16 protein-coding genes are annotated in these 26,657 nt (G+C 63.4%); 10 read left to right on the forward strand and 6 right to left on the reverse strand.

Translation table 11 applies throughout. The features are described from left to right. Nucleotides 1-74 precede the first annotated feature (74 nt). Both VGN68_RS02930 and VGN68_RS02935 read left to right on the forward strand, forming a co-directional pair. Nucleotides 75-3,128 carry a TonB-dependent receptor domain-containing protein gene (locus VGN68_RS02930; protein WP_327473695.1) on the forward strand — a complete coding sequence of 1,018 codons (3,054 nt, stop codon included), beginning with the start codon at nucleotides 75-77 and terminating at the stop codon, nucleotides 3,126-3,128. A 68-nt stretch (nucleotides 3,129-3,196) separates the two neighbouring features. Next, the gene (locus VGN68_RS02935) at nucleotides 3,197-5,182 is read left to right on the forward strand and encodes a tetratricopeptide repeat-containing sulfotransferase family protein (protein ID WP_327473697.1); all 1,986 of its coding nucleotides are present in this window, start codon (nucleotides 3,197-3,199) and stop codon (nucleotides 5,180-5,182) included. Here VGN68_RS02935 and VGN68_RS02940 read toward each other — a convergent pair. Continuing rightward, nucleotides 5,179-5,895 carry a 2OG-Fe(II) oxygenase family protein gene (locus VGN68_RS02940; protein ID WP_327473699.1) on the reverse strand — a complete coding sequence of 239 codons (717 nt, stop codon included), beginning with the start codon at nucleotides 5,893-5,895 and terminating at the stop codon, nucleotides 5,179-5,181. The two genes, VGN68_RS02935 and VGN68_RS02940, sit on opposite strands and share 4 nt — an antisense overlap. Nucleotides 5,896-5,966: 71 nt before the next feature. Here VGN68_RS02940 and VGN68_RS02945 point away from each other — a divergent pair, with 71 nt between their 5' ends. Genes VGN68_RS02945 through VGN68_RS02960 form a run of 4 tightly spaced genes read left to right on the forward strand, consistent with a single transcriptional unit; the run spans nucleotide 5,967 to nucleotide 8,496 of the window. Further along, entirely contained in the window at nucleotides 5,967-6,281 is a 315-nt protein-coding gene (locus VGN68_RS02945) for a hypothetical protein (RefSeq protein ID WP_327473701.1), read from the forward strand. Between the two features lie 4 nt (nucleotides 6,282-6,285). After that, entirely contained in the window at nucleotides 6,286-7,239 is a 954-nt protein-coding gene (locus tag VGN68_RS02950; protein WP_327473704.1) for an aspartyl/asparaginyl beta-hydroxylase domain-containing protein, read from the forward strand. 5 nt (nucleotides 7,240-7,244) lie between these two features. Continuing rightward, nucleotides 7,245-7,868 carry a sulfotransferase family 2 domain-containing protein gene (locus VGN68_RS02955; RefSeq protein WP_327473706.1) on the forward strand — a complete coding sequence of 208 codons (624 nt, stop codon included), beginning with the start codon at nucleotides 7,245-7,247 and terminating at the stop codon, nucleotides 7,866-7,868. After that, nucleotides 7,831-8,496 carry an aspartyl/asparaginyl beta-hydroxylase domain-containing protein gene (locus tag VGN68_RS02960; protein ID WP_327473708.1) on the forward strand — a complete coding sequence of 222 codons (666 nt, stop codon included), beginning with the start codon at nucleotides 7,831-7,833 and terminating at the stop codon, nucleotides 8,494-8,496. Before VGN68_RS02955 ends, VGN68_RS02960 begins: the two co-directional genes overlap by 38 nt. A gap of 34 nt (nucleotides 8,497-8,530) precedes the next feature. On the opposite strand, the gene clpB is transcribed toward VGN68_RS02960, so the two are convergent. Then, nucleotides 8,531-11,110 (reverse strand): ATP-dependent chaperone ClpB, encoded by a 2,580-nt coding sequence (clpB, locus tag VGN68_RS02965; protein ID WP_327473710.1) that lies wholly within the window; start codon nucleotides 11,108-11,110, stop codon nucleotides 8,531-8,533. 162 nt (nucleotides 11,111-11,272) lie between these two features. Then, nucleotides 11,273-12,847, reverse strand: a complete 1,575-nt coding sequence (locus VGN68_RS02970) for a leucyl aminopeptidase (protein ID WP_327473713.1) — start codon at nucleotides 12,845-12,847, stop codon at nucleotides 11,273-11,275. 144 nt (nucleotides 12,848-12,991) lie between these two features. On the opposite strand from VGN68_RS02970, the gene VGN68_RS02975 reads away from it, so the two are divergent. The 4 genes from VGN68_RS02975 (at nucleotide 12,992) to VGN68_RS02990 (ending at nucleotide 19,827) form a co-directional block, all read left to right on the forward strand. Continuing rightward, nucleotides 12,992-15,148 carry an acylase gene (locus VGN68_RS02975; RefSeq protein ID WP_327473715.1) on the forward strand — a complete coding sequence of 719 codons (2,157 nt, stop codon included), beginning with the start codon at nucleotides 12,992-12,994 and terminating at the stop codon, nucleotides 15,146-15,148. 101 nt (nucleotides 15,149-15,249) lie between these two features. After that, nucleotides 15,250-18,135 carry a pitrilysin family protein gene (locus VGN68_RS02980; RefSeq protein WP_327473717.1) on the forward strand — a complete coding sequence of 962 codons (2,886 nt, stop codon included), beginning with the start codon at nucleotides 15,250-15,252 and terminating at the stop codon, nucleotides 18,133-18,135. 26 nt (nucleotides 18,136-18,161) lie between these two features. Next, the gene (locus VGN68_RS02985) at nucleotides 18,162-18,461 is read left to right on the forward strand and encodes a hypothetical protein (protein WP_088443263.1); all 300 of its coding nucleotides are present in this window, start codon (nucleotides 18,162-18,164) and stop codon (nucleotides 18,459-18,461) included. 121 nt (nucleotides 18,462-18,582) lie between these two features. After that, a complete protein-coding gene (locus VGN68_RS02990) occupies nucleotides 18,583-19,827 on the forward strand; it encodes a multidrug effflux MFS transporter (RefSeq protein ID WP_327473724.1) in 1,245 nt (414 codons plus the stop codon). A gap of 64 nt (nucleotides 19,828-19,891) precedes the next feature. On the opposite strand, the gene VGN68_RS02995 is transcribed toward VGN68_RS02990, so the two are convergent. The 3 genes from VGN68_RS02995 to VGN68_RS03005 form a co-directional block, all read right to left on the reverse strand. Then, nucleotides 19,892-21,451, reverse strand: a complete 1,560-nt coding sequence (locus tag VGN68_RS02995) for an amino acid permease (RefSeq protein ID WP_293698082.1) — start codon at nucleotides 21,449-21,451, stop codon at nucleotides 19,892-19,894. 101 nt (nucleotides 21,452-21,552) lie between these two features. Then, nucleotides 21,553-23,583 (reverse strand): penicillin-binding protein 1C, encoded by a 2,031-nt coding sequence (pbpC, locus tag VGN68_RS03000; RefSeq protein ID WP_327473731.1) that lies wholly within the window; start codon nucleotides 23,581-23,583, stop codon nucleotides 21,553-21,555. A gap of 340 nt (nucleotides 23,584-23,923) precedes the next feature. Next, the coding region (locus tag VGN68_RS03005) for an alpha-2-macroglobulin family protein (RefSeq protein ID WP_327473729.1) at nucleotides 23,924-26,657 on the reverse strand (2,734 nt) is incomplete at its 5' end.

Below are 26,657 nucleotides of genomic sequence, written 5' to 3' on the forward strand. Positions count from 1 at the left end.
GTTTGTGCGTCGGCAATATGCCGTCGCATCAGGGGCTCGGGTAGTTCAATCCACCAGTAGCAAGGGACTGCACTGTGAAGAAAACCCAATTTTCCAAGCTGAAGCTAGGCGCTGCGCCGCTCGTACTGAGCGTCGCCCTAGCTTCGGCTCCTGCCCATGCGCAGGATACCGGCGCCAGTGATGGCGGTGAAGCCACGATTATCGTGACCGGTTCGCGTATCGCGCGTCCGAACCTTGATTCGAACAGCCCGGTGGCCGTGGTCAGCGGTGATGCGACGGTCGAAAACGCCGACGTCACGCTCGACACCTTCCTCAACACGCTGCCGCAGGTGAATCCGGCCGGCACGACGACGTCGAACAACCCCGGCAACGGCGGTCAGTCGAACATCAACCTCCGCGGTCTCGGCTCGAACCGCAACCTCGTCCTGATCAACGGCCGCCGCCCGATGGTGTCGGCTTCTGACCAGACGGTCGATTTGAACACCATTCCGCAGGGCCTGATCGAGCGTATCGAAATCGTGACCGGCGGCGCTGGCGCGGCTTATGGTGCGGACGCGGTCGCGGGCGTGGTCAACCTGATCCTCAAGGACGATTTCGAAGGTATCGACCTGCGGGCGAGCTATTCGAACTCGATTCCCGAAACCGATGCGCGTGAATATCAGATCAGCGGCATCATCGGCGGCAATTTTGCCGATGGTCGCGGTAACATCGCGCTTTCGGCTGAGTATTCCAAGCGTCAAGGGTTGATCAAGGCGCAGCGCGACTTCGCATCGCAGGCGACCTCGACCACCGGCTCGTTCCCGACCGGTACGTTCGTCAACAGCGCGACCAACCCGATCAGCCAGGCGGCAGTGAATACTCTGTTCGCCAGCTATGGCGTCGCTGCGGGCCAGATCCCCAGCACCGGGCAGCTCGGTTTCAACTCGGACGGTTCGCTATTCGGTCGTGGCAGCTTTAACAGCCCGGTCGATGTCGCGAACTTCCGCTACGAACTCGATTCGCCGGCGAACCCGAACCTCCTTTTCTTCCCGGACTTCTACAGCTACAATTTCGACATCGTGAACATTCTCGTCCTCCCGCTGGAACGCAAGTCGGCGTTCGTGACGGCGAATTACGAGATCAATCCGGCGTTCGATGTATTCGTCCAGGGTGGCTACACCAACTATAATTCGGCGACCGCATTGGCGCCGACCCCGGTCAGCACGGGCATCGTCAACACCGGCAACACGACGGCTTCCGTTCTTAACGCGCGCTCGCCGCTGGTCGCCCCTGGCGGTCGCATCACCGGTTTTGTCGTACCGGTCACCAACCCGTTCGTTTCGGCTGATTTGCGCTCGTTGCTCAATACGCGCGTGGGCGACGATCCCAACCTGACCGGCGTTGGTGCGGCTGAAGGCGTCCGCATCGGTTACCGTTTCCTTGGCACCGGCCTGCGCGAACAGCAGCTTGAGAATGAAGTCCTGCAAGGCCTGGTTGGTCTGCGCGGCGAGTTCGCTCCCGGTTGGCGCTACGAAGCCTATTACAGCTGGGGCGAAACCACGATCGACCAGCGTGCGACGGGCAACGTCAACGTCCAGCGCGTCCAGGAACTGCTCGAAGCGCCCGACGGCGGCGTCAGCCTGTGCGATGGCGGCTTTAATCCGTTCGGCATCCAGCCCTTCTCGCAAGACTGCGTTGACTATGTTGACGAAGTGGGCGTGACCCAGACGGTCTTCACGCAGAAGGTCGCCCAGGCCTATGTTTCGGGTGAATTGGCTGATTTGCCGGGTGGTCCGCTTGGCGTCGTGTTCGGTGTCGAGCAGCGCAAATTCCGCTACGAATTCGACCCGGGTTCGCTGTTCGGTCCGATCGCCGGTTTCAATACCAGCACCCCCGATCTTGGCACCAACAAGTTCCTCGACTTCTTCGGTGAACTTCGTGCGCCGATCATGGACACGCTGGAATTGTCGCTGACCGCGCGCCATTCGAAGAGCGACTTCAACGATATCGCCAATGGTATCGATGGTGCGCCGTCGAAGGACTGGAGCTATGGCGGTACGATCACGTGGAGCCCGATTGACGAAGTTCGTCTGCGCGCCAGCTATCAGCGCTCGGTTCGTGCACCGAACTTCAACGAACTGTTCTCGGGTGGCGGCAGCTTCCCGCAGATCTTCGATCCGTGCTCGATCAACAGCAACTTCCGCCAGAGCGGTGGTACGGCTGCTGCGGATCTTTGCCGCAACACCCCGCTGGGTGGTGGCGTAAGTGATGGCAACATCAACACCTTCGTTCCCTCGCCGGGCGCGCAGGCATTCATCACCACGACCGGCAACGCCAATCTGAAGCCAGAAAAATCGGACGCCTTCACCGTTGGTGCGGTGTTCCAGGCCGCTGGTTTCACGGGGTCGATCGATTATTACAATATCAAGATCAAGGACACGATCCTCAATCCCGACGTCAACGAAATCATCGCGTCCTGCTATGGCTACAACGACGTCAATCCCAACCTGGATCCGACCAATCCCTTCTGTCAGGGTATCGGTCGTTCGGGTGATGCGATGACCGGCATCTATCTGCCGGCTTCGCTGGGCGGCGACGCCAATGGGTACTTCCAGTTCGTCAATGCCGGTTCGGTGAAGACGTCGGGTGTCGATGTTCAGCTCGGCTATCGTCTGCCGACGCCGTTCATTAACGAAGACAGCGGGCTGAATTTCAACCTGCTGGTCAACTATCTGATCGACTTCAAGAACGTTGGCCTTGGCGGCGTGAAGACCGATTATGCGGGTACGGCATCCTACTTCGGTGCCGGTCTCGGGACCAGCTTCCCGCGCTGGAAGGCGACGCTCAACACCAAGCTTAACATCACGCGTGAGCTGAGCTTCGACACCCGCGTCCGCTTCATCGACTCGATGGAAAACCGTGCGGCACGTCAGTATGTCGGTGAAGAGTTCACCGGCCCGGGCAGCACCTTCTATTTCGACTTCGCGATGCAGGCGGAAGTCGATGCGATGACCTTCCGCATCGGTCTGAACAACGCGTTCGACCGCAAGCCGGAAACCTACTCGCCGAACGTGCAGTCGGGCACCGACCCGTCGCTGTACGACGTGATCGGACGCCGTGCTTATGTGTCGGCACGTCTGAAGTTCTAAGCTTCGGCATTGGACTTAAAGAGAGGGCGGGACTGGTGTCCCGCCCTCTTTTTTTATAGACGGAATCCATGACCCTAACTGATCGAGTGCGCGCCGCTTACGCCGCATATGCAAAAGGCGATTTTGCGACGGCCCAGATGCAAGGTGAAGCGGCGTTGCGCGCCCAGCCTGCTAACGCGTCCGTCCTGCAACTCCTTGGCGTGCTATCCTGCCAGACAGGTAATTTGCGTGTCGGTGCCGATTTCCTGCGCCGCGCCATCGCCAATGGCGGCGATACGAGTGACAATCGGATCAATCTCGCTCGGGCGCTGCTCGATCTGGGCGACCTGGACGATGCGGCACGTGTCTGCGCCGAGGGAAATCTGACCCAATCGACCGAGCTTCAGGCGATGCAGGCGCAAATCCTCAAAGCACAGGGCCGCACGACCGAAGCGAGCTGGACCTATGAAAGGCTCGTGTCCGAAAATCCCGACGATTTCATCGCCTGGAACAATCTTGGTAATGCGCGGCACGAATCGGGGGATCTGGAAGGCGCATTGCAGGCGTTTGATCGGGCGCGCCAGATCGATCCGAAATCGTCGCTTGTGCATACCAATATGGGGCGCGTCATGGTGTCGAAAGATCGCTATGAAGAGGCGTGCCTCCTTTTTGAAAAGGCGGTGCTGTTGTCGCCAAAGGATCCTGCGTTGCTGCTGGAACTTGGCCGCACGCTGACCAGCATCAATCATGTCGAAGGCGGCCTTCGCGCGCTTGGCGAAGCTGCGCGGCTGGATCCTTCCGACCCAAAGATTTTTCTGGCGATCGCCGTGGCATTCATGGATCTGGAAAACAACGCGCAGGCCGAAAAGTCGCTGCGCTTTGCCATAAAGGCCGATCCGCGCTTCATTCCCGGCTATCTCAACCTTGGCATATTGCTCGAAAAAGCCAACCGTACCGACGAACTCCGCGCCCTGATCCAGGCTGCCGAGGCCGCGGGCCTGGCGGGCGATGAAATCGACTATCTTCGCGCGCTCTTGCTTAGCCGGGACGGCGACCGCGCCGCGGCGCTCGACCTTGTGCGTGACGTTTATTCGCCGGCGATCAATCCATCGATCAAGGCGCAGTTTGCGGGGCAACTGGCCGACCGTCTTGGACTGACCGACGATGCGATCCGCTTTTACGAGGATATGAATGCGGCGCAGGCGCAAAGCCCGATGGGCGTCGGCGTTGATCGCAGCGCCTATCAACGGGCGATTGCGACGCTGGATGGGCAGACGACGGCAGCATGGTTTGCCGATTGGCAGGCGCCGCCCCTTGCCACCGACCGACCTGCCCCGGCTTTTCTTGTCGGATTTCCGCGTTCGGGTACAACGCTGCTCGACACGATCCTGATGGGGCATAGCAATACCCATGTGCTCGAAGAACTGCCGATCATCGAAAATCTCGCCAAATCACTTGGCGAGTTGGATACGATCCGAACTCTTGATGGCGCGGCGGTTGCGAATCTGCGCCAGCAGTATTTCGCCGAACTCGACAAAAGATCGCCGCCGCCGCCGGGCGCTCTGGTTATCGACAAAAATCCGTTGTCGATGATCCGTATACCGCTGATCCATCGCCTTTTTCCCGACGCAAAGATCATTCTTGCGATGCGGCATCCCTGCGACGTCGTTCTCAGCTGTTATATCCAGAACTTCAAACCGACCGAGGCGATGGCCAGCTTCCTCGACCTGGCCAACGCCAGCCGCACCTACGACCGTATCTTCGCCTATTGGGAAAATTGCCGAACAATCTTTCCGCTCGACGTCCACATGCTGCGTTATGAAGCCATGGTTTCCGACGTTGCGGCGGCGACCAAGCCGCTGATCGACTTTCTTGGCCTGAAATGGCAGGATTCGTTGCTCGACCACCAAAAGACGGCGGTTGAGAGAGGTTTCATCCGGACCCCCAGCTATGCGCAGGTCATGGAGCCGATTTACGCCTCGGCCAGCGGTCGGTGGAAACGTTACGCGGCGCAAATGCGCGAGGTGCTGCCCATACTCGAACCTTGGGTAAAACGTTATGGCTACACCCTCTAATCGGCGGCGCGTAACCATCCGGTGACCGACAGCCGCGGTTCGGCCGCGAAAGGTGTAACATAGCTGACACTATGTAGTTGTGGTACGCGAAACAGGCGCAAGGCGCCTATTTGCGGCGCAAATGCCTCTTCTATGTTGCCGTCGGCGCCGTGGAACATCAGCAATCCGCCCCACTCTGGCCGCCACGCCGGAGTCAGCGAAAACACATAGGCGGCGCGCCGGTTCTTTCCGGCGACCGCATCGTCGTGACTGGTCAGAAAATGGCCGTGATCATATCGTGTGGCTTGCCCGTCCGCGAAGGCGATGTCGTCGATCTGCATCAACTTGCCTAGCGCTTCACGGATCGGTGCCGCCGACAAAAACGCGACGAAGCGGGACAACGGGTCATCGCCGCGCTCGGCGGCGGCATCGGGCACGCGGATTGCTTCGTAGCGATATTGAAACCCGGTTCGCCCCGCTGCAACAACGCGGCGCTCAAGTTCGCATCGCTGCACGTCACTAAGGTCGGCAAAGCCCGCACGCGACAGTTCATAAACCTTGTCGCCGGCATTCAGGACCAGATGCCAGTCGGTTCGCGCGCGCAGATGGGCCGCGAGCGCCGCCGCCTGACCGGGCGCCAGAAGGTCGGCCACCTCGACCCGGCCACGAGCAGCAAACGCTGCCGCCAGCCGTTCCCAATCCAGATTGTCTGCGAGGCGGTAGTCGGCGTCCATGGACGGCAAGATGTCCTTTGTAGAATGTACCGGGCCGCGGTCCAAATTGACACTGGCAGGGCCGAGGGAATATGCAAGTTTGGCAAAAATTCAATGCTGCGGAGGTTTCCATCATGCGCCAAAGTTCATCGCTCGCTTTGCTGGCTTCGGCCGCGCTGCTGATGGGGGCGCCAGCGGGGGCCCATATGTCGGAGCCTCCCAGTGACGCGACCGCGACCGATGAAAAGGAACGGTTGGTCTGTAAGCGAGCGAAGCGGACGGGAACGCGTTTCGAGTCGAAGATTTGCAAGACCGCCGCAGCGTGGAAGGCCTTGACGGAACAGCATGAGCGTGATGCAGGGGAAATGATCAACCGACCAGTCATCAGTATCGAAAAGGGCAACTGACGCAATGAAATTGGGGACGCCGCTGGTTAAGCTCCCGCGGCAATATTGTCCGCAGACGCTGGCGGCCGAGGTCGCCGCGTTGCCGCTCGCTGCGTGGCTGCCGCATCCAGGCAAGTTGCCCGGCAACAGCGCTGTCCCTCTGATCACTCCCGCCGGCGAAGTGTCCGACGGGTTCAGCGGCCCAATGGCACCGACTGACGCGCTGCGCCAATGCCCCTATATCATGGAAATCCTTGCTGATCTGGGTGCTGTTTGGGGACGCAGCCGGTTGATGGGTCTCGCGCCGGGCGCGGTCGTTCCCGAGCACGTCGACGTCGGCTATTACTGGCGCACACACATCCGCATTCATATCCCGATCGTCACCAACCCGAAGGTCGCATTCAGTTGCGATGCGGAAACGGTGTATATGGCGCCGGGCGAATGCTGGCTGTTCGACAGCTTTTGTATCCACAATGTCCGCAACGATGGCGACGCCAAGCGGGTGCATCTGGTGCTCGATACGGTCGGCGGCGAAAAATTATGGGCGATGATCGCCGATGCGAAGCGTTTCGGCCGCGATGGCCAACCCGCCCAGACCGTTGCGCCAGGGTCCGTCGGCGAGCGACCGTTGGCCTACGAACAGGTCAATCTGCCGACGATCATGTCGGTATGGGAAATTCGCTGCCACATCGATTATCTGTTGCAACAATGCGCCGCGACGCCGGCGCGCGATGCGATCGCCGCGCGAATGGAGCAATTCGCAAACGCGTGGGGCGCGCTGTGGGCTCAATATGGCACCGCTGTCGCAGGGCTGACCGCCTACCGTCATCTGATTGAACAGGTCCAGCGTGATTTGCAGCGGCTGGAGGCGCAACGCCTTCTGCTGGAAGGCAATGACGTACCTCTGGACCGGGCGCTCGCCGAACTGATTTTCATGGTCGCCGCGCCCGGCAATTCGCCCGCCCGCGCAACGACCTGACGTCGATGATCGTTTCGCATCAACACCGTTTCATTTTTGTCGCGATCCCGAAGACCGGGACGCATTCGGTTCGCCAGGGCTTGCGCGATCATCTGGGCGAGCGGGACATGGAGCAGGCGCGGCTGTTCGTTGAAAAGCAATTTCCGATCCCCGAAATCGCGCGGATGGGCCACGGACACATCAGTTTTGCCGAAATTCGACCGTTTTTAGGCGAAGAGACGTTCCGTGATTATTTCAAATTCGCCTTCGTCCGTAATCCATTTGACCGTTTCGTCTCCTACTGCGCTTTCGCAACGAGCCGTGAAGGCAGTTTTGCGCGCGACCCAAAACGGGTCATGCGCCATTTTCTGTTCACAGCGCCCCCGCTTCAGCACGTCATTTTTCGGCCGCAGCACCTGTTCCTGACGGATATAGACGGGCGTCTGCTCGCCGACCGGTTGGGTAAGGTCGAGACGATGCAGGCAGATTATGACGGAATATGTGCGCAAATCGGCATTGCAACGTCGCCTCTCGATCACGCCAATCGGTCGCGGCGCGGTGATTATCGTGACTATTACGATCAGGAACTGATCGACGGCGTCGCCAAAATCTATGCCCGCGATCTCGAACTATTCGGCTATGATTACTGACCTAATTCGTCGAGGCAGAACCATGTATCCCAATCCCCGCAAAACAACGAGCATCCGGCGGCTGGGTGTGGTCGATATCGCGGCTTTGAAGGCGGCGGTATCAGCCATTCCGGAAAGTTTGTGGCAGGCTGAAAACGCCGATAAGCCCAACCGCTTCGAAGCGCTGGACGCGACAGCGCATATCGTTTTCCGTTTTGTCGCCAACATGCGCGATTGGCGGAGTGGCTATGCCCGTCCGTTGTGGGACGAATGGCAGTCGTTGCTTGCGCCAGTGCTGGCCGCAGCGACCGCGGACTATGGCTATACGAACGGCGTATTTCCTCGCGTCATGCTGGCGCGAATGCCCGCAGGCGGGGTGATCCAACCACATCGCGATGCCAATCCCGCCGCCAAATGGCCCCACAAGATTCACGTGCCAATCCAGACAAACGATCAGGTCGTGTTTCACATCGACGGCCAAAGCTATCATCTGCCTGAGGGTGAGGCGGCCGAGGTCAACAATATGGGGGTCCATGCCGTGGAAAATCGCGGTAGTACCCCGCGCATCCATCTGATCTTCGAATATTACGACGCTGATCAGCCGGAGCCGGAATGGCTTGCGGCGCTGGCAGCGCAGCAGCTTGTTTGAGCTGTAAGGGCGGCGCCACGGCCGCCCTTTAGAATCAAGCAGCAACGAGCTTCAGCGCGCCGTCGCCTTCGTCGACCCGGATCGTCGAGCCGTCCTTCACTTCGCCTTTCAGGATCAGATCGGCAAGCGGATCCTGCAGATATTTCTGCACCGCACGCTTCAGCGGCCGCGCGCCATAGACGGGGTCGTAGCCGACGCGGCCAAGCCACGCGCGTGCCGCATCGGTCAGGTCCAGCGTGACCTTGCGGTCGGTGAGCAATTTCTGCACCCGCGCGACCTGAATATCGACGATGCCGCCCATATGCTGCTGCGCGAGGCGGTTGAAGAGCACGATTTCGTCCAGCCGGTTGAGGAATTCGGGCCGGAAATGCGCGCGCACGACTTCCATCACCGCGGGTTCGGCCTGTTCGACCGGCGCGTCGTCGGGCAGCGCGGCGATCGCCTGACTACCGAGGTTCGAGGTCAGGATGATCAACGTGTTGGTGAAGTCGACCGTGCGCCCCTGCCCATCGGTCAGCCGCCCGTCGTCGAGCACCTGGAGCAGCAGGTTGAAGACGTCGGGATGTGCCTTTTCGACCTCGTCGAACAACACGACCTGATAGGGGCGACGGCGCACCGCTTCGGTGAGCGTGCCGCCCTCTTCATAACCGACATACCCCGGAGGCGCGCCGACGAGCCGGGCGACGCTATGCTTTTCCATGAATTCGGACATGTCGATGCGGACCATCGCATTGTCGTCGTCGAACAGAAAACGCGCGAGCGCCTTGGTCAACTCGGTCTTGCCGACCCCGGTGGGGCCGAGAAAGAGGAAGCTGCCGAGCGGGCGGTTGGGGTCTTGCAGCCCAGCGCGCGAGCGGCGCACCGCGGTTGCGACGGCATGGACGGCATGATCCTGTCCGATCACCTGCTTGGCGATGGTGTTTTCCATCGCGAGCAGTTTTTCGCGTTCGCCTGCGAGCATTCGGTCGACGGGGATGCCGGTCCATTTGCTGACCACCGCGGCGATGTCGTCGGCGGTGACTTCCTCGCGCAGCATGGCGTTGCTTGAAACGGCTTGCGCCTCTTCGAGCTGCTTTTCGAGCGCGGGGATTGTGCCATAGCTGAGCTCGCCCGCTTTCGCGAGGTCGCCGGCGCGCTGTGCCTGTTCGAGCGCGGAGCGCGCGGCGTCGAGCTCTTCCTTGATCTTCGCCTCGGCGTGGATCTTTTCCTTTTCGGCCTGCCACTTTTGCGTCAGTTCGGCCGACTGCTGTTCGAGGTTTGCGAGCTCGGCGCGGAGAGCGGCGAGCCGGTCCTTCGAGGCCTCGTCGCTCTCCTTCGAGAGTGCTGCTTCTTCGATCTTCATCTGGATGATCCGGCGGTCGAGCGTCTCGATCTCTTCCGGCTTCGATTCGACCTCCATGCGGATACGGCTCGCCGCCTCGTCCATCAGATCGATCGCCTTGTCGGGCAGGAAACGGTCCGAGATGTAGCGGTTCGACAAGGTCGCCGCGGCGACAATTGCGCCGTCGGTGATGCGGACGCCGTGGTGGAGCTCATATTTTTCCTTGAGCCCGCGCAGGATCGAGATCGAATCCTCTACGGTCGGCTCGCCGACGAACACCGGCTGGAAGCGCCGCTGGAGCGCCGGGTCTTTTTCGACATGTTTGCGATATTCGTCGAGCGTCGTCGCGCCGATGCAATGGAGCTCGCCGCGCGCGAGCGCGGGCTTGAGCAGATTCGACGCATCCATCGCGCCCTCGCCCTTGCCCGCGCCGACCAGCGTGTGCATCTCGTCGATGAACAGGATGATCTCGCCCTCGGCGGCCTTCACATCGTCAAGCACGCCCTTCAGCCGCTCCTCGAACTCGCCGCGATATTTGGCCCCGGCGATCAGCGACCCCATATCGAGCGACAGCAGGCGGCGGTCTTTCAGGCTGTCGGGGACGTCGCCATTGACGATGCGCAGCGCCAACCCTTCGGCGATCGCGGTCTTGCCGACGCCGGGTTCGCCGATCAGCACCGGGTTGTTCTTGGTCCGGCGCGCGAGGATCTGGATGGTGCGGCGGATTTCTTCGTCGCGACCGATCACCGGGTCGAGCTTGCCCTCGCGCGCGACTTCGGTGAGGTCGCGGGCGAATTTCTTGAGTGCTTCGTAACGGTCTTCGGAGGTTGCGGTATCGGCGGCGCGGCCGCCGCGCAGGTCGTTGATCGCGGCATTGAGTGCGTCGGCCTTGAGCCCCGCGTCGGCAAACGCCTTGCCGACGGGGGTCGCGGACGACAGCACCATCGCCAGTAACAGCCGCTCGACGGTGACATAGCCGTCGCCCGCCTTAGTCGCGACCTGTTCGGCCTGATCGAGCAGGCGCACCGCGTCGTTATCGAGTCCGGGAGTGGCTTGCGCGCCCGAACCCGAAACCGCTGGCACCTTGGCGAGCAAAGCGTCGATCCCCGCTACGGCGCGCGGCGCATCGCCGCCGCTCTTGGCGATCAACCCTGCGGCCATGCCTTCGCTGTCTTCGAGCAGTGCTTTGGCGATATGCTCGGGCGAAATCCGCTGATGGTTCATGCGGATGGCGATCGTCTGCGCAGCCTGCAGAAAGCCCTTGGCGCGGTCGGTGAATTTTTCGAGGTTCATGGGAAATAAGCCCCTTTCTTGTCTTGCAAGATAGTGTTGCTATTTGGCAACACAAGGGGTTGTTACCAGTTCCCGTTCGCGTCGAGCGACGTCGAGATGTCCATCGGCCGCGTACGACTTCACGGTCTCGACGTCGGTCGACACGAACGGGGTTGGAGGTCGCTATTCCCCGCTGCGCGCCAGTTGATCGAGCAAGCGGACGCCAAAGCCCGTCATGCCCTTCGGCACCAGCGATGTCGCCTTGTCCGCTTGGTTTACCCCGGCGATGTCCAAGTGCGCCCAAGGGGTCGTTTCGTCGACGAAATAGCCGATGACATGCGCTCCGATGCTGGCGCCCGGGCCTTGACTGGGCGCGATGTTGCGGATGTCGGCGATGTCCGATTTGATCTTTTCGGCGTAATTTTTGTGCAGCGGCATCCGCCACAATTCCTCTCCGCTGACCTTGCCGGCGGCGAGCAGGTTGGCGGCCAGCGTCTCATCGCGCGCGAACAGTCCGGCATATTGATCGTCGAGCGCGCCGACGATCGACCCGGTCAGCGTCGCGATATTGACGATCGCGCGCGGCTTGTACGCCTGCGCGACATATTCATTGGCGTCGGCGAGGACGAGGCGGCCTTCGGCATCGCTGTTGAGCATTTCGATCGTCTTGCCCGACATCGTGCGGGTGATGTCGCCGGGGCGCTGGGCATTGCCGTCGGGCATATTCTCGGCAAGCGCCGCGACCCCGACGACATGCGCCGATGCACGCGATTTGGCGAGCGAGAGGACGGCGCCCATGACCGACGCGGCGCCCGACATGTCGCCCTTCATGTCCCACATGCCCGCGCCGGGTTTCAGCGAAATGCCGCCCGAATCAAAGGTGATGCCCTTGCCGACAAAGGCCATCGGCGCGGCGGGGGCGTTGGCGCCGCGATAGCGCACGAGCATCAGCCGCGATCCCCGCGGGCTGCCCTGACCGACCCCGACGAGCGTCCCCATGCCGAGTTTCCGCATCGCGGCTTCGTCGAGCACCTCGATGCTGACCCCGGCGGTTCCGGCGAAGGCCTCGCGTACCCGGGCGACGAAGCTTTCGGGATAGATGACGTTGGCGGGTTCATTGGCGAGGTCGCGCGACAGGCGGACGCCATCGACCAGCGGTTTCCAGCGCCCGTTGAACGCCGCTTCGGCGGCCGCGGGGTTGGCGCCGACGACGGTCACGGCGCCGGTCGGCGGTGCCTTTTTGTCGGCAGTCTTGTACCGGTCGAAGCGATACTGGCCGAGCGCGAAGCCATAAGCGACGTCGGCGGCCGACGCATCGCCGAAAGCGCCTGCGATCGTCACCGGCTGCGCTTCGCTTTTCAGCTCCTGCGCGGCCTTGCCGCCCGCTTCGGCCAGGGCGAGTGAGGTCGGGGTGCCACCGGTGCCGACGAGCAGGATGCGCGAATACGCCCCGATCCCGCGCAGCGACAGCGTCGATTCGGGTTTGCCCTCGAATGTCGCCGCCGCGGCCGCGGCGGTGACCGCCTGACGTTCCGCAGCACTCAGCGCGATGCCATCAAGCGGCGGCAGCGTCGCGTCACTCATCATAATGACAAGCGCGCCGCTCGCCGGGGCGCTGGCGGCGAAGCCGATCGCGCGTTCGGCGCTGTTGGTCGCGGTCGCCGGAATGACGCCCGATCCCGTCACCGTCTGGGCAAAGGCGGGCGGAACGAACGCGAACGACAGGCACGCGGCAAGAAGCAGGCTTTTGTGATTCATGGAAATTCCCCGTTTGAAGTTATGGCACCCTGCATAGTCAAGTGGCGCCCAATCGCAAATTCGGCTCGACGAACGACAGGCGCTTGCCATCGGACGACATGACGGTCAGACAGGCGCGGATCGGGCGCATGAAGAGGACCAGAGATGCTGCGACGGATTTTGCTGGGTTTTCTGCTGTTTCTGGTCGTCACCGCCGCCTCGTTGGCGCTGTGGGAGCCACTAACCGCCGAAGCGCCGACCGCGCCGACGTTCAAGCCGCAGGATGTCCGCATCGCGCGCGACAAGTTCGGGGTGCCGCATATCTTTGGCAAGACCGACGCCGACGTCGCTTATGGGGTCGCTTACGCGCACGCCGAGGATGATTTTGCCACCTTGCAGGAAGTGCTGGCGATGACGCGCGGGCGTGCCGGGGCGATGCTCGGCGAGGATGGTGCGAAGATCGATTATGCCGCTGCCCTGCTCGATGTACGTGCGACGACGGCGCGCGATTGGCCCCAGCTGCCCGCCGATGTGAAGGCACTGTTCACGGCCTATGCGGCGGGACTCAACCGCTACGCTGACAAGCATCCCGGCGAAGTGCGGCTGCCGGGACTGTTCCCGGTAACCGGTGAAGATGTCGTTGCGGGCTTCGTGCTGCGCTCGCCCTTCTTTTTCGGACTCGATTCGGTGCTGGGATCGCTGGTCGAAGGCAAGCCGCTGAACCGCGAGGGCGGCCCCGCGCTCGATGCGACAGGCAAGATCGTCCCGCGCGCCGACACGCCGCTGGGCAGCGACCCGGCGTCGAACGGATCGAACGCGATGGCGGTGGCGCCTGCGCGCTCCACCGACGGCGCGACGCGGCTGGTGTCGAACTCGCACCAGCCATGGACCGGCGGCGTCGCCTGGTACGAACTGGTGGTCCATAGCGAGGAAGGCTGGGATTTCGCGGGCGCCAATTTCCCCGGCTCGCCCTATCCCTTTCTTGGCCACAACAAATATCTGGGCTGGACCAACACGGTCAATCGCCCCGACCTGATCGATGTGTACAAGCTGGTGCTGAATGAGAATGGCGACCAATATCGCTACGACGGCGCGTGGCGGCCACTCGAAGAAAAGCGCGTCTGGCTGAAGGTAAAATTTGGCCCGTTCGTATTGCCGATCCCACGCACCATCTATCGCTCGGTCCATGGTCCGGTGGTCAAGAATGCGAAGGGTGCCTTTGCCATCCGCTATGCCGGGATCGACCAGTCGGCGATGGTCACCCAATATTACCGGCTGAACAAGGCGAAGGATTTTGCCGAATGGCGCGCTGCGATGGCGGGGCAGGGCGTGCCCGCGACCAATTTTATCTACGCGGATGCCAAGGGCAATATCGCGCTGTTCTACAACGCGATGTTCCCCGACCGGCCCGATGGCTTCAACTGGCGCGGCGTTTTGCCGGGGGACACATCGGCGGCGCTGTGGACGCAGACACTGCCGTTCGACCGCGCCCCGGCGCTGGTCAATCCGCGCTCGGGTTATGTGATGAACGCCAACAACACCCCGTGGGTCGCGGCGGGTCCGGGCGACGAACTCGACGCCGCGGCCTTCTCGCCGCTGCTCGGGGTCGAGGACGACATGACCAACCGTGCGACGCGGCTGATCGACCTGTTCGAAGCGTCGGGCCAGATCGATGAAGCACGGCTGAAGACGATCAAATATGACACCGCTTATGCCAAATCAGGATACGCCAAAGCTTGGATGGACCGCCTGCTCGCGCTGAACGTCAAGGACGATCCGGCGCTGATCGATGCGCAGAACCTGCTCCGCCGCTGGGACTGGAACCTCGACGGCAAGGGGAAGGGCGATGCGCTGGCGCTGATGGTACTGCGCCCCGCGAACGGCAGCCATTATCAGCGCCGCGCCGGTCCCGATCCGCGCACCGTGCTGGCCGAAACAGTGGCGCATTTACAGCAGCATTTCGGCGGGCTCGACCCCAGGCTCGGGACGGTGCTGCGGCTGCGCCATGGCGAAGGCGCGTCGCGGATCGACCTGCCGCTCGACGGCGGCAACGACACGGTGCGGGCTTCGACCTTGTGGGATGCCGAACCCGATGGGCGGTTGAAGGTGCGCCACGGCGACAGCTTCATCATGTTCATGACCTGGGACGCGCAGGGCCGAGTCCGTTCGGAATCGATCCAGCCCTTCGGGTCGGCCACGACGCGTCCCGAAAGCCCGCATTACAATGATCAGGCGCCGCTGTTCGTGCGCCACCAGCTGAAACCGGTGTTGTTCGATCCGGCGGCGCTGAAAGCCAGCGGGGCGCGCTTCTATCGGCCTTGAAAGCGGCGAAAGCCTGTCCTAGACCGTTGATACAGTGCCGTCCGGCACCCGGTCGCAAGCAGGCCGTCTCGCGTCTGCCGCAATTATCCTAGAGGATGCCCATGCCCCGTTTCCATCGTTTTGCCCTTGCTCTTGCGGTGACCACCTCGCTGGTCGCTGCTGGTCCTGCGTTCGCCAAGGCCAAGGCCGCCGATCCGGCGCCAATCGCCGACCTGGTCAAGGCGGTCGACATTCCCTACGAAGCCTTCACGCTCGACAACGGCCTGCGCGTGATCGTGCACGAGGATCGCAAAGCACCCGTCGTCGCGGTGTCGGTGTGGTACCGGGTCGGGTCGAAGCATGAGCCCAACGGCAAGACGGGCTTTGCCCATCTGTTCGAACATCTGATGTTCAACGGGTCGGAAAACGCCCCCGGCGATTTCTTTGAACCGTTGCAACAGGTCGGCGCGACCGACAGCAACGGGACGACGAACGTCGATCGCACCAATTATTTTGAAACCGTGCCGACCGGCGCCCTCGACCGCGCGCTGTTCCTCGAAAGCGACCGCATGGGGCATTTGCTCGGCGCGGTGACGCAGGAAAAGCTCGATAACCAGCGCGGCGTCGTCCAGAATGAAAAGCGCCAGGGCGACAACAATCCCTATGGCCTGCTGCGCTACGAGATTTTCGAGAATCTCTTCCCGAAGGGCCATCCCTATCACCACAGCACCATCGGTTCGATGGCCGACCTCAATTCGGCGAGCCTTGACGATGTGAAGAAGTGGTTCACCGACAATTATGGTCCCAACAATGCGGTGCTGGTGCTGGCGGGCGACGTCGATGTCGCGACCGCCAAGACCAAGGTACAAAACTGGTTCGGGGACATCCCGCGTGGTCCTGAAATTACCGCACCTCAAACCAGCGTGCCGACCTTGCCCGCGCCGCTGGCGAAAGAGGTCAAGGACCTGATCCCGACCCCGCGCATCTATCGCATGTGGGCGATCCCCGGGCTCAACGATGCCGAAGCCGTGCCGCTGCAAATGGCAACTGCCGTACTCGGCGGCCTGTCGTCGTCGCGGCTCGACAATGCGATGGTCCGCACCGACCCGGTCGCGGTGAGCGTTGCCGCATTTGCCCAGTCGTTTGAAGATGCGGGCATTCTGATCGTCCAGGCCGATGTGAAGCCGGGAACCGATGTTGCGGCGGTCGGCAAGAAGCTCGACGACGAAATCGCGAAATTCCTTGCAACCGGCCCGACGGCTGACGAGCTGCAACGCGCCGCGGCAAGCTATCTCGGTGGCACCATCGCTGGGCTCGAGTCGGTCGGCGGTTTTGGCGGCAAGGCGGTAACGCTGGCCGAGGGGGCGCTCTATTCGAACGATCCGGCCTATTACAAAGTCGAACTCGACCGGATGGCGAAATCCACGCCCGAACAAGTCGCCGCCGTGGCGCGCAAATGGATGTCGCGCCCGGCCTTTTCGCTCACCTACACGCCCGGCGAGCGCACCGAAGGCGGCGAGAACCGCGGCGGCGCGGTGACGGCGGGCAAGATCACCGAGGCCGTGGCGCCCGATCGGTACTGGAATGCGGCGCTCGGCGACGTCGGACCCGACACCGGCATCGGCGCGGCGGCATCGATCGCCGACCGCTCGCAATTGCCCGCGGTCGCCGATCTCACCGCGCTCGATTTCCCGGCGATCGAACGCACCAAGCTCAAAAATGGTGTCGAGGTCATCTTCGCCCGCCGCACGACGGTGCCGACGGTCAATGTCGCGGTCAGCTTTGACGCCGGCTATGCTGCCGATCCGCACAGCGCGCTCGGTACCCAGTCGCTGATGCTCAGCCTGATGGACGAAGGCACGACCAACCTCAATTCGATCGCCTTTGCCGAAGCTAAGGAACGGCTTGGTGCGCAGATTGATGCAACCGCCAACGCCGACGAAACGGTGTTCAGCCTGTTTGCCCTGAAGCCCAATCTCGGTGCCTCGCTATCGCTCCTCGCCGACTATATTCGCAACCCGGCGTTCGATGCCAAGGAGCTGGAGCGGGTTCGGGCGCAGCAGCTCAACCGATTGAAGGCCGAACTCAATAATCCCAACGCGATCGCATCGCGCCTGATGGCGCCGATGCTCTATGGCGCCGATCATCCCTATGGCATTCCGCCGTCGGGGCTGGGCGATGCCAAGGCGGTCGAAACGGCGACGCGTGACCAGCTGGCAGCATTCCATAGCGCGTGGATCCGCCCCGACAATGCGCGGATCTTTGTCGTCGGCGACACGACGCTGGCCGAGGTGAAGAAGCAGCTCGATTCGACGCTGGGGGCTTGGAAGGCGCCGAAAACCGCCAAGCCGGTCAAGAATTTCGATATCGCCATTCCGGCGCCGCAGCCGCGGATTGTGCTGTTCGACCGCCCCAAATCGCCGCAATCGGTGATCGTCGCGGGCAAAGTACTCGACGCCAAGGGCGGCGACGATCTGGAGGTGCTGCGCTCAGCCAACGACATTTTTGGAGGCAATTTCCTGTCGCGCTTCAACACCAATTTACGCGAAACCAAAGGCTGGTCCTATGGCGTGCGCAGCCGGATTTCGGGTGAGACCGACCGGCTGAGCTGGGTGGCGGTGGCGCCGGTGCAGGCCGACCGTACCGGCGATTCGATCAAGGAGTTGCAGAAAGACCTCAAAAGCTTCCTCGCCGACAAGGGTGTGACCAAGGAAGAGCTGGAGCGCACCATCAACGGCAGCGTCCGCGAATTGCCCGGCAGTTTTGAAACGTCGGCCGATGTGCTGGCCGGACTGCGGCAGATCGTCAAATTCGGCCGCCCGGACAATTATTACGAAACGCTGCCCGCCACCTATGAAGCAATGACGACGGCCGAAATCGACGCTGCGGCGCGCAAGGCGCTCAGCACCGACGATCTGGTCTATGTGGTTGTCGGCGATGCGGCGGTGGTCAAACCACAGCTTGACGGATTGGGTTTGCCGGTGGAAACAGCGACACCGATTAACTAACATTGATATCAGTAAGGAGAGCTTCGATGTCCGTAGATGGCAGCTATGATTGCGTTACCAAATCGCCGATGGGCGATCAGAAGTCGGTGTTCACGGTCAAGAGCGATGGTGACAGCTTCACCGGTTCGAACGCCGGCGCAATGGGTGCGCTCGACGTCCAGAACGGCAAGGTCGATGGCAACAAGCTGACCTGGACCATGGACATGAAGGTGCCGATGCCGATGACGCTCGAATGCGAAGCGACGATCGACGGCGACGCGCTGACCGGTACGATCAAGGCTGGTGCGTTCGGATCGATGGCGATGACCGGCACCCGGCAAGGCTAAGCGGCTCGACCGACATGCATTGAGGGCCGTTCCGCGAGGAGCGGCCCTTTTGCGTTGCATAGCAATGCTCGTTGCCTTGGGGGGTGGTCAAAGCACCGGCTTGGGACCATAGGCTGCAGCGATGCACAACCCGGCCCCACCCCCCAAGCGAACCCTGCCGGGCGAACGCGAAATGGTGGTCATGATGGCGATGGTGATGGCGCTCAACGCGCTCGCCATCGACGCGATGTTGCCCGCGCTGCCGGCGATCGGCAAAGGGCTCGGCGTCCTCGTCGCCAACGACCGCCAATATGTCATTTCGCTCTATCTGCTCGGCATTGGGTTCGGCTCGCTGCTCTACGGCCCACTTGCAGACCGTTTCGGGCGCAAAGGGGTGCTTGTCCCCGCGCTGTTCGCCTATGTTGCCTTTTCGATCGGCTGCGGACTCGCGACCAGCTTTCCGATGCTACTCGCGCTGCGCTTTGGCCATGGGCTGGTCAGCGCGGCGCTGGGCGTGATTGTCGTCGCGGTGATCCGCGACCTGTTCGCGGGCGATGCGATGGCAAAGCGGCTGTCGCTGATTTTCCTCGTCTTCATGATCGTGCCGATCATCGCGCCCACGATCGGTGCCGGGGTCGCGGCCCTGGCGGGTTGGCGCGCGATCTTCATCGTCCTCGCGGTCATGGGCCTCGTCATGATCGCTTGGCTCCGCCGCTTGCCCGAAACGCTCGATCCCGCTGACGTCCGCCCGCTCGACTGGCGGACGATGGTCAGCGGCTGGGCCACCGTGACACGGCATCGCCGCGCCGCGGGTTATATGATCGCATCGGGCATGATGCAGGGCGCGCTCTATGGCTATCTCAACAGCAGCGAACAGATCATCGACGAGGTGTTCAACGCGCAGAGTTGGTTTCCGCTGATCTTTGCTTGCGTCGCGGTGGGCATTGCGATCGCCAATTTCTCGAACGCTGCGATCGTCGAGCGGTTTGGCGCGCGGCGAGTGTCGCAGACTGCGGTGTTCGCCTTCATGGCAAGCTCAATCGCGCAGATTATCGCGGCGCTGAGCGGCGCCGAGACGCTGTGGATGTTCACCGCCCTGATGATGGTCAATGTCGGGCTGATCGGTTTTATCGGCAGCAATTTCGGTTCGATCGCGATGGAAGATTTCGGCCACATGGCCGGGGTCGCTTCTTCGTATCAGAGCTTTGCCAAGACCCTGCTGGCGGCGGTGGTCGGTGCGCTGATCGGGCAGCAATATGACGGCACGACCCTGCCGCTCGCTTACGCCTTTTTGATCAGCGCGGTCGTCGGGCTGGTGCTTGTATTCTGGGCCGAGCGCGGCATGCTGTTCACGCGGCCGGGGACGGCGCCCAGAACGCCGTTCTGACAAACGAAAGGGCCGCCCCGGTCATGCCGGGGCGGCCCGTTTCATTGGCGCCGACGCCTGACGATCAGTTGATCGGCGCGTGCGGCTCCAGATCGTCCTCATGCACTTCGACAATGCCGCGACCGAGGTGGCTGCGGCTGCGGCTATAGAGGAAATAGAAAACGAGGCCGACGGCGCCCCACACCGGAAGCACGATCATCGCTTCGAACGGCAGGTTGAGGAACAGGAAGATTGTTCCTGCAATCGTGAGCGGCCCGATCAGCCACAAAGCAGGGGTTTTGAATGCGCGCGGTGTATCGGGCGCAGTCTTGCGCAGGATCATCACCGCAACGGCGACCATCATGAACGCATAAAGCGTCCCGGCATTGGCGATGTCGGCGAGCTTGCCGACCGGCAGGAAAGCGGCCGCAAAGGCGACGGCGACGCCGGTGATCGCGGTGATCACATGCGGGGTTTTCCACTTCGGATGCACCTTGCTCCACGATTCTGGGAGCAGGCCATCGCGGCTCATCACGAACGCGACGCGGGTCTGACCGAACAGCAGGATCAGGATGACCGAAGGCAGCGCGACGAAGGCGGCGATGCCGAGCATGTTGCCGACCCCCGACCAGCCAATCTGGCGCAGCACATGCGCGAGCGCTTCGTTCGAGCAGACCAGCGGCAGTTCGTTCGCGGCATAGGTCGCGCACTGGCGCGCCAGCTCTTCCGACCCGGCGGGGAAGGGGATGCCGTTCGGCCCCATGATCGGCTGACCGCCGACGGTGCCGACGGCACCGGCTGCGACGAGGATGTAGAAAACGGTGCAGAACAGCAGCGAACCGATCAGGCCGATCGGGACGTTACGCTGCGGGTTCTTGGTTTCTTCGGCGGCGGTTGAAACGGCGTCGAAGCCGACATAGGCGAAGAAGATCGTCGCTGCTGCGCCGACTGCGCCGATACCTGAGCCAAAGCCGCCGAAAATCCCGGCGGGCAGGAACGGATTGAACTGTTCGGTCGAAAACTGGTCACTTGGCAGGGTCAACGCGATAAACGCAGTGAGAGCGGAGACCTTGATCGCGACCAGCACCGCGTTGACGCGCGCGCTTTCGGTGGTGCCGATCATCAACAGCCAAGTCATGAGCAACGCAATGGCAACGGCCGGGAGGTTGATGAATCCGCCTTCGACTCCGCCCAGCGCAAGCGGTGCGCCGGACAGGAACGCCGGGAACTGGAAGCCGAAAAACTCCATCAGCAATCCGTTGAGATAACCCGACCAGCCGACCGACACGGCGGACGCCGCCACCGCATATTCAAGGACGAGCGCCCAGCCGACAGTCCAAGCCAGAATTTCGCCCATCGTCGCATAAGTGTAGGTATAAGCAGAGCCGGCGACGGGGATCATTGCGGCAATTTCGGCGTAACAGAGTGCCGCGACGATGCAGATCAAGCCAGCGATGGCAAAGGCCAGCATCAGGCCCGGTCCCGCCTTTTGCGCGCCAGCCGCGGTCAGCACAAAAATGCCGGTTCCGATGACGCAGCCGATGCCGAACAGTGTGAGCTGAAATGCGCCCAAGGTTCGGTGCAACGATTTCTTTTGGGCTGTCGCTAAAATGGCATCTAACGGTTTTACCCGGTCAAGTAGCATAAATTGTCCCCTTGTGGCGGCTGATGCCGTCCGTCTCCAAGCTGCGCAGACTAGCCGCTCCGTGCGGCAGCGCAACTTAATTTCCCGACCGGGGCCACGGCTTACCGCACCGTAAAGCGGACCCGATCGATCATGCGCCCGCCGGGATCGACCAGCGCGAGCATATGGCTGCCCGGGCGCGGCAGGATCTGCTGGCCGGCATCGGCGTCGCCCAATGGTTTTTTGTCGAGGATCAGGCGATATCCGGCGACCGAGCCGCTGACCGTAACCGCCAGCCGCTGGCGGTCGATCGGGATGTCGGGGTCGAGCGCATAGACGCTGCCGCTGACCGGGCTGGTGATGCGGGGGCGGCGTGCGGCTTGCGGCGCGGCCACCATTTCGGTTTGCGCGGTGCCGCGGAGGAAGTATTCGCGGCGTGGCGGTTCGCGGGTGCCGGGGAGCGCGATCTGGCGCGCTTCGATGCCCGCCGGCATCGCCGGGGGCTTGCCGGGGCTGCCGGCGTGGAGCGCGAGCATCACGTCGCGCCAGACGGGCGCGGCGCCCGAGGTGCCTGAGACGGCGCGCATCGAATCGCCCTCCAGATTGCCGACCCACACCGCCACGGTGAAGCGATCGGACCAGCCGATGCACCAATTGTCGCGCATGCCTTTCGAGGTGCCGGTCTTGGCGGCGGCCCAGAACGGGAGACGGAGCGCACTGTCGGCGCCGAAGGCGTCGGTGCGGGCGGCGGCGTCGGCGAGGATGTCGCCGACGATGAAGGCGGCGGCGGGGTTGACGATCTGGCGGGGCGGAAGTTGGCGAAGGTGCTGCGCAGCGTCGAAACTGACCGGCGACCACTTTCCGGAATTTGCGAATGTTCTGAAGGCGTTGGCTTGTTCGACCAGCGAAACTTCGGCCGATCCGAGCGCCAGACTGAAGCCGTAGTATTCGCCGTCCTCGACGAGGCCGTGGTAGCCGAGCGCCCAGAGGCGGTCGCGGAATTGCTGGACGTCGTCGATGACGAGGGCGCGGACGGCGGGGACGTTGAGCGACGAGGCGAGCGCGTTGCGGACGCTGACCGGGCCTTTGAAGCTGCGGTCGTAGTTTTTGGGGACATAGAGCCCCGAGGCGGTGTCGAGCTGGACCGGGCTGTCGTCGAGGATTGAGGCGGCGGTGAGCCAGCCATGTTCGATGACCTGCGCATAGAGATGCGGCTTCAACGTCGATCCCGCCTGTCGCCGCGCATTGGCACCATCGACCGACGCGGCGGTCGATTTGAGGCCGACGCCGCCGACGTAAGCGAGGACTTCGCCGGTCGCATTGTCGAGCACGACGACCGCGCCGTCGCGAACGCGGTCGGAGCCGAGCCCGGCGAGCTGACGGCGCAGCGCGACGATCGCGGCGGTCTGGATGCGGCGGTCGATGGTGGTGGTGACGCGCTTGCCGGGTTTGTCGAGCAGGCGGACGGCGAGATGCGGCGCGAGCGCAGGGTCGAGCTGTGCGGCGCGGTCGCCTGAAACGAGCGTCGCGGCAGCGGCGCGGATCGCGGTGCAGTCGCGGGTTTGGGCGACGCGGCAGGCGCGGCGGCCGAGCGCCTCGGCGCCCGCGGTGGGATTGGGGAGCAGGCCGGCGAACAAGGCGGCGTCGGTGCGGGTCAAGTCGGTGGGGCGCTTGCCGAACAGCGCGCGCGACCCGGCGCCGATGCCCTGCGCCTCGCCGCGCAGCGGGACGAGGTTAAAATAGGCTTCAAGCATCTGCGCGTGTGACCATTGCGCGGCGAGCGCTTGTGCGGCACGCATCTGGCGTAGCTTGGTACGCCAGTCGCGCTTGCCCGGCTGGGCGAGGCTGGGGTCGAGGAAGGCAGCGAGCTGCATCGGCAGCGTCGAGGCGCCGCGTGAGCGGTCTCCCGTCCAGCGCGCCCGGACGGCACTGGCGACTGCGAGCCAGTCGACGCCGCCGTGCGACCAGAAACGCTGGTCTTCGCTTCGCACCACCGCATCGCGGACCGCGGGGCTGATGTCCTTCAGCGGCACCCACGCGAGGCGGCGGCGTTCGAAATTGACGCGTTCGCTGTCCAGCAACTGGCCGTCGCGGTCGTAGAGCCAGGCTTCGCTGGGCTGCCAGTCGGCGCGGACGGCGGCGTAGGTGGGCATGGGGGGCGGTTTGGTGGCGAGGTGCGCGGCGGTGGCGAGGATGAGTGCGGCGAGGGCCAGCCAGGCGAGGGCGTGGGGCCAAGTGCGGCGCACTGGAGTTTGACTATCCACGTTCCGTCATCCCGGCGAAGGCCGGGATCTCACCGTGGCGTTGAAGCGCGCCGTCGAGATCCCGGCCTTCGCCGGGATGACGATCCCGATAGAGGTGTTCATGGCCGAAATGCCCCGTACTTCTCTCCCGTTCGCATCGAGCGAAGTCGAGATGCCCATCGGTCATGCATGCCTTCAGGGTGTCTCGACTTCGCTCGACACGAACGGAGAAAGGGAAGGCGTGCGGGCGTCACTGTCCCACACTCGCCACGGTCAGCGTGCCGTTCGGCCACTGGCCGCGGATCGCGGGGGAGTACATCGCCTCGACCCGCGTCGGGGGGAGCGAGAAGCGGCCCGAGCCGTTCAAACGCACGACATATTCGACCGCGTGGGTGCCCGCGGGCATCCAACCGAAATAGCCGCGCCAGCTGTCGCGGCCGCGTTCGACATAGCTCGGCTGCGCGCCCGATCCGCCCGCTTGGTCGGCGAGCATTTCGGACTGGCCGCCGAGGTTGCCGACGATCGTCGCGCCCGGCGCGATCGGATCGTTGATCACGACCCAGGTGCGGCCCGCGGCCGCAACGACCTCGATCCGGATCTTGATCACGTCGCCGCGGGTCAGACGATCCTTGTTAGCCGCCTTGACGATGCTGACCGAGCGCTTGATCCGGTAACCCGCGTTGAGCGGTTCCTTCAAGGGCACGGCGGCCTTGACGCTGACCGTTGCCCATGGTGCGCCGCTACCCTGATGTTGGAGGCTCATCGTCGCGGCGTTGAGCGCGACGCGGAGCGGCGACGGCGCTTCGGCGGGCAGCGGCCAGCTTTGCGAGGCGGTGGCGCCCGCAAGGCCGATGTTGGTGACGCCAGTGATCGCGCTCGCCGGATACAGCTCGGCAAAGCGGCGGACGGTGACCGCGCCCCACGCGTTGGCGGGGGTGGTGTCCCAATGGCCCTTGCGCTGACGCTGGGCGACGCCGACCATCAGTTTGCCCGCGTCATCCTCCCAACCCTTGCGGCCGAGGACGGCTTCGAGCGCCTTGATCGCCATTTCGTCGCCGCTGGTCATCATCCACCAGGGGGCGCGGGCGTCGTCGACGAGGTCGAGGCGGGTGCCTTCATAGACAAGCCGCTCGCGCAGCTCGGCTTCGGCGGCGGTGCGCAGCGCGGGCGCACCGCGGACCCCCGGCGTGTGCTCGATCGCCACCAGCCAGTCGGAGAGCGTGCCAGTGGTCATGTCGATCGGCGCGACGTCGTTCGCGGCGACCAGTTGCGCGCTCGACGCATTGTTGCGCGCGAGCGCCGCGAGCGCCGCGATACGGACCGGGCGGATGTCATAGGGGCCGTAACCCTTGCGGGTCAGCCGTCCCTCGACCACCGCCTGCAACGCCTTGATCATCCGCGCCTTGGGCGCCTCGGGGATCGCAAAGCCGTTGGCGGCGCTGATGCTGAGCACATAGGCGGTGAGCTCGATCGAGCCTTCCATCCGCTCGTTGGGCCAGTAGCGGAGCAGGCCGTCGTTATCGAGATAGGTCGGGAGCGCCCCGGCCAGCGTCTGCCAGCGGCCAAGATCGCCGAGTGCGATCGCGCGCGACGTTTCCTGTTCGAAGCAGGTGTAGGGATAGGCGCTCATATAATCGCGCACCCCGGCCAGCGGCGGTGCGAGCGTGCCCGCCAGCGCAACGTCGACATAGCCGCCGGGTAGCGCGCCCGCGGGGACGCCGATCGGCAGCGTCGTGCCGGGGCCGACGCGGAACAGGCTGGCGGCCCAGGTTTCGACCGGTACCGCGGGTTCGACCTGCTGCGCAAAGACCAGCCGGTCGCGCTGTTTGCCGCCCTTTGCCACCGCTTCGACCGTCCATTCGATCGGGCCGGTCGCTTCGGGCGCGGTCATCGACCAGCTGATCGGCACCGCGCCGCCCGCCGGAATGGTGACGGTCAGCGGCGGCGCGGTCGCGACGGCGGGCGACAAGGTCGGGGTCGCGGTGACCTCCATCGGCTGATCGGTGCCGTTGCGCAGCGTGAAGCGTGCGTCATAGGTGTCGCCGGTGCGCACCAGTTCGGGCATCCCGGCAAAGATGCCGAGATCCTGCACGGTGCGGACGCTGGTTTCGCCGGTGCCGAAAAATTGCGATCCGTCGGTCGCGATCGCGACGAGCCGGAAGCCCGAGAGATTGTCCGACAGCGGCACGTCGACCGTGGCGCGGCCCTTGGCATCGAGCGGGACATTGCCCTTCCACAGCAGGACCGGGCGGAAATCCTCGCGGGTCAGGCCCGAGAGGTCGCCGCCGCCACCGCCGCCGGGTTCGAGCGCCTTGCGGCCATAATGCCGCTTGCCGACAACCTGCATCTGCGCGGTCGAGGTGAGCACGTCGAGGGTGCGTTCGCCCATCATCGCGTCGATCACTTCCCAGCTTTCGTTGGGCGCGAGCTGGAGCAAGGCTTCGTCGACCGCGGCGAAGGCGACGTCGGCGTTTTTCGGCGCCTTGCCGCCCGGGGTCTTGACCTCGATGTTCACCTTGGCGGTTTCGCGGACTGCATATTTTTCCTTGTCGGCCTTCACCTTGACGCCGAGTTGATGGCCTTCCCAGCCAACCTTGATCCGCGCGATGCCCATGCGATAGGCGGGCTTGGCGAGGTCGACCAGCGCCGTCGGGGGAGCGCCTTCGCTATTCTCGATCTTGAAACCGACCGCGCGCTTCATCTTGCGGAACCAGCTTTCGTCTCCGGTCACGCGGCCGCGCACCGCCATCACCGAGACATAAACGTCGGGGGCATAGGTCGCGGGCAGCTTGACCTTGACGACAGGGTTGGTGCCCTTGAGCGGCACGACGAAGCTGGAGAGTACGCCTTCGCGTTCGACGGTGACCAGCGCGGTCGCTTCGCGGAACGGCATGCGGACCTGGAAGCTGGCGGTGTCGCCCGCGGCGTAGCGCGGCTTTTCGGCGATCACGTCCATACGGTCGCCATTGTCGCCGCCGAACCAC

The sequence above is a fragment of the Sphingopyxis sp. genome, from assembly GCF_035998965.1.
GTDB lineage: Bacteria > Pseudomonadota > Alphaproteobacteria > Sphingomonadales > Sphingomonadaceae > Sphingopyxis.

Coding starts and splice junctions, on each gene's coding strand:
- VGN68_RS02955 (WP_327473706.1), top strand. CDS start 7,245: ATGATCGTTTCGCATCAACACCGTTTCATTTTTGTCGCGATCCCGAAG.
- VGN68_RS02960 (WP_327473708.1), top strand. CDS start 7,831: ATGCCCGCGATCTCGAACTATTCGGCTATGATTACTGACCTAATTCGT.
- pbpC (WP_327473731.1), bottom strand. CDS start 23,583: ATGCCCACCTACGCCGCCGTCCGCGCCGACTGGCAGCCCAGCGAAGCC.
- VGN68_RS02975 (WP_327473715.1), top strand. CDS start 12,992: ATGCTGCGACGGATTTTGCTGGGTTTTCTGCTGTTTCTGGTCGTCACC.
- VGN68_RS02990 (WP_327473724.1), top strand. CDS start 18,583: ATGCACAACCCGGCCCCACCCCCCAAGCGAACCCTGCCGGGCGAACGC.
- VGN68_RS02935 (WP_327473697.1), top strand. CDS start 3,197: ATGACCCTAACTGATCGAGTGCGCGCCGCTTACGCCGCATATGCAAAA.
- VGN68_RS02980 (WP_327473717.1), top strand. CDS start 15,250: ATGCCCCGTTTCCATCGTTTTGCCCTTGCTCTTGCGGTGACCACCTCG.
- VGN68_RS02970 (WP_327473713.1), bottom strand. CDS start 12,847: ATGAATCACAAAAGCCTGCTTCTTGCCGCGTGCCTGTCGTTCGCGTTC.
- VGN68_RS02945 (WP_327473701.1), top strand. CDS start 5,967: ATGCAAGTTTGGCAAAAATTCAATGCTGCGGAGGTTTCCATCATGCGC.
- VGN68_RS02950 (WP_327473704.1), top strand. CDS start 6,286: ATGAAATTGGGGACGCCGCTGGTTAAGCTCCCGCGGCAATATTGTCCG.
- VGN68_RS02995 (WP_293698082.1), bottom strand. CDS start 21,451: ATGCTACTTGACCGGGTAAAACCGTTAGATGCCATTTTAGCGACAGCC.
- VGN68_RS02940 (WP_327473699.1), bottom strand. CDS start 5,895: ATGGACGCCGACTACCGCCTCGCAGACAATCTGGATTGGGAACGGCTG.
- clpB (WP_327473710.1), bottom strand. CDS start 11,110: ATGAACCTCGAAAAATTCACCGACCGCGCCAAGGGCTTTCTGCAGGCT.
- VGN68_RS02985 (WP_088443263.1), top strand. CDS start 18,162: ATGTCCGTAGATGGCAGCTATGATTGCGTTACCAAATCGCCGATGGGC.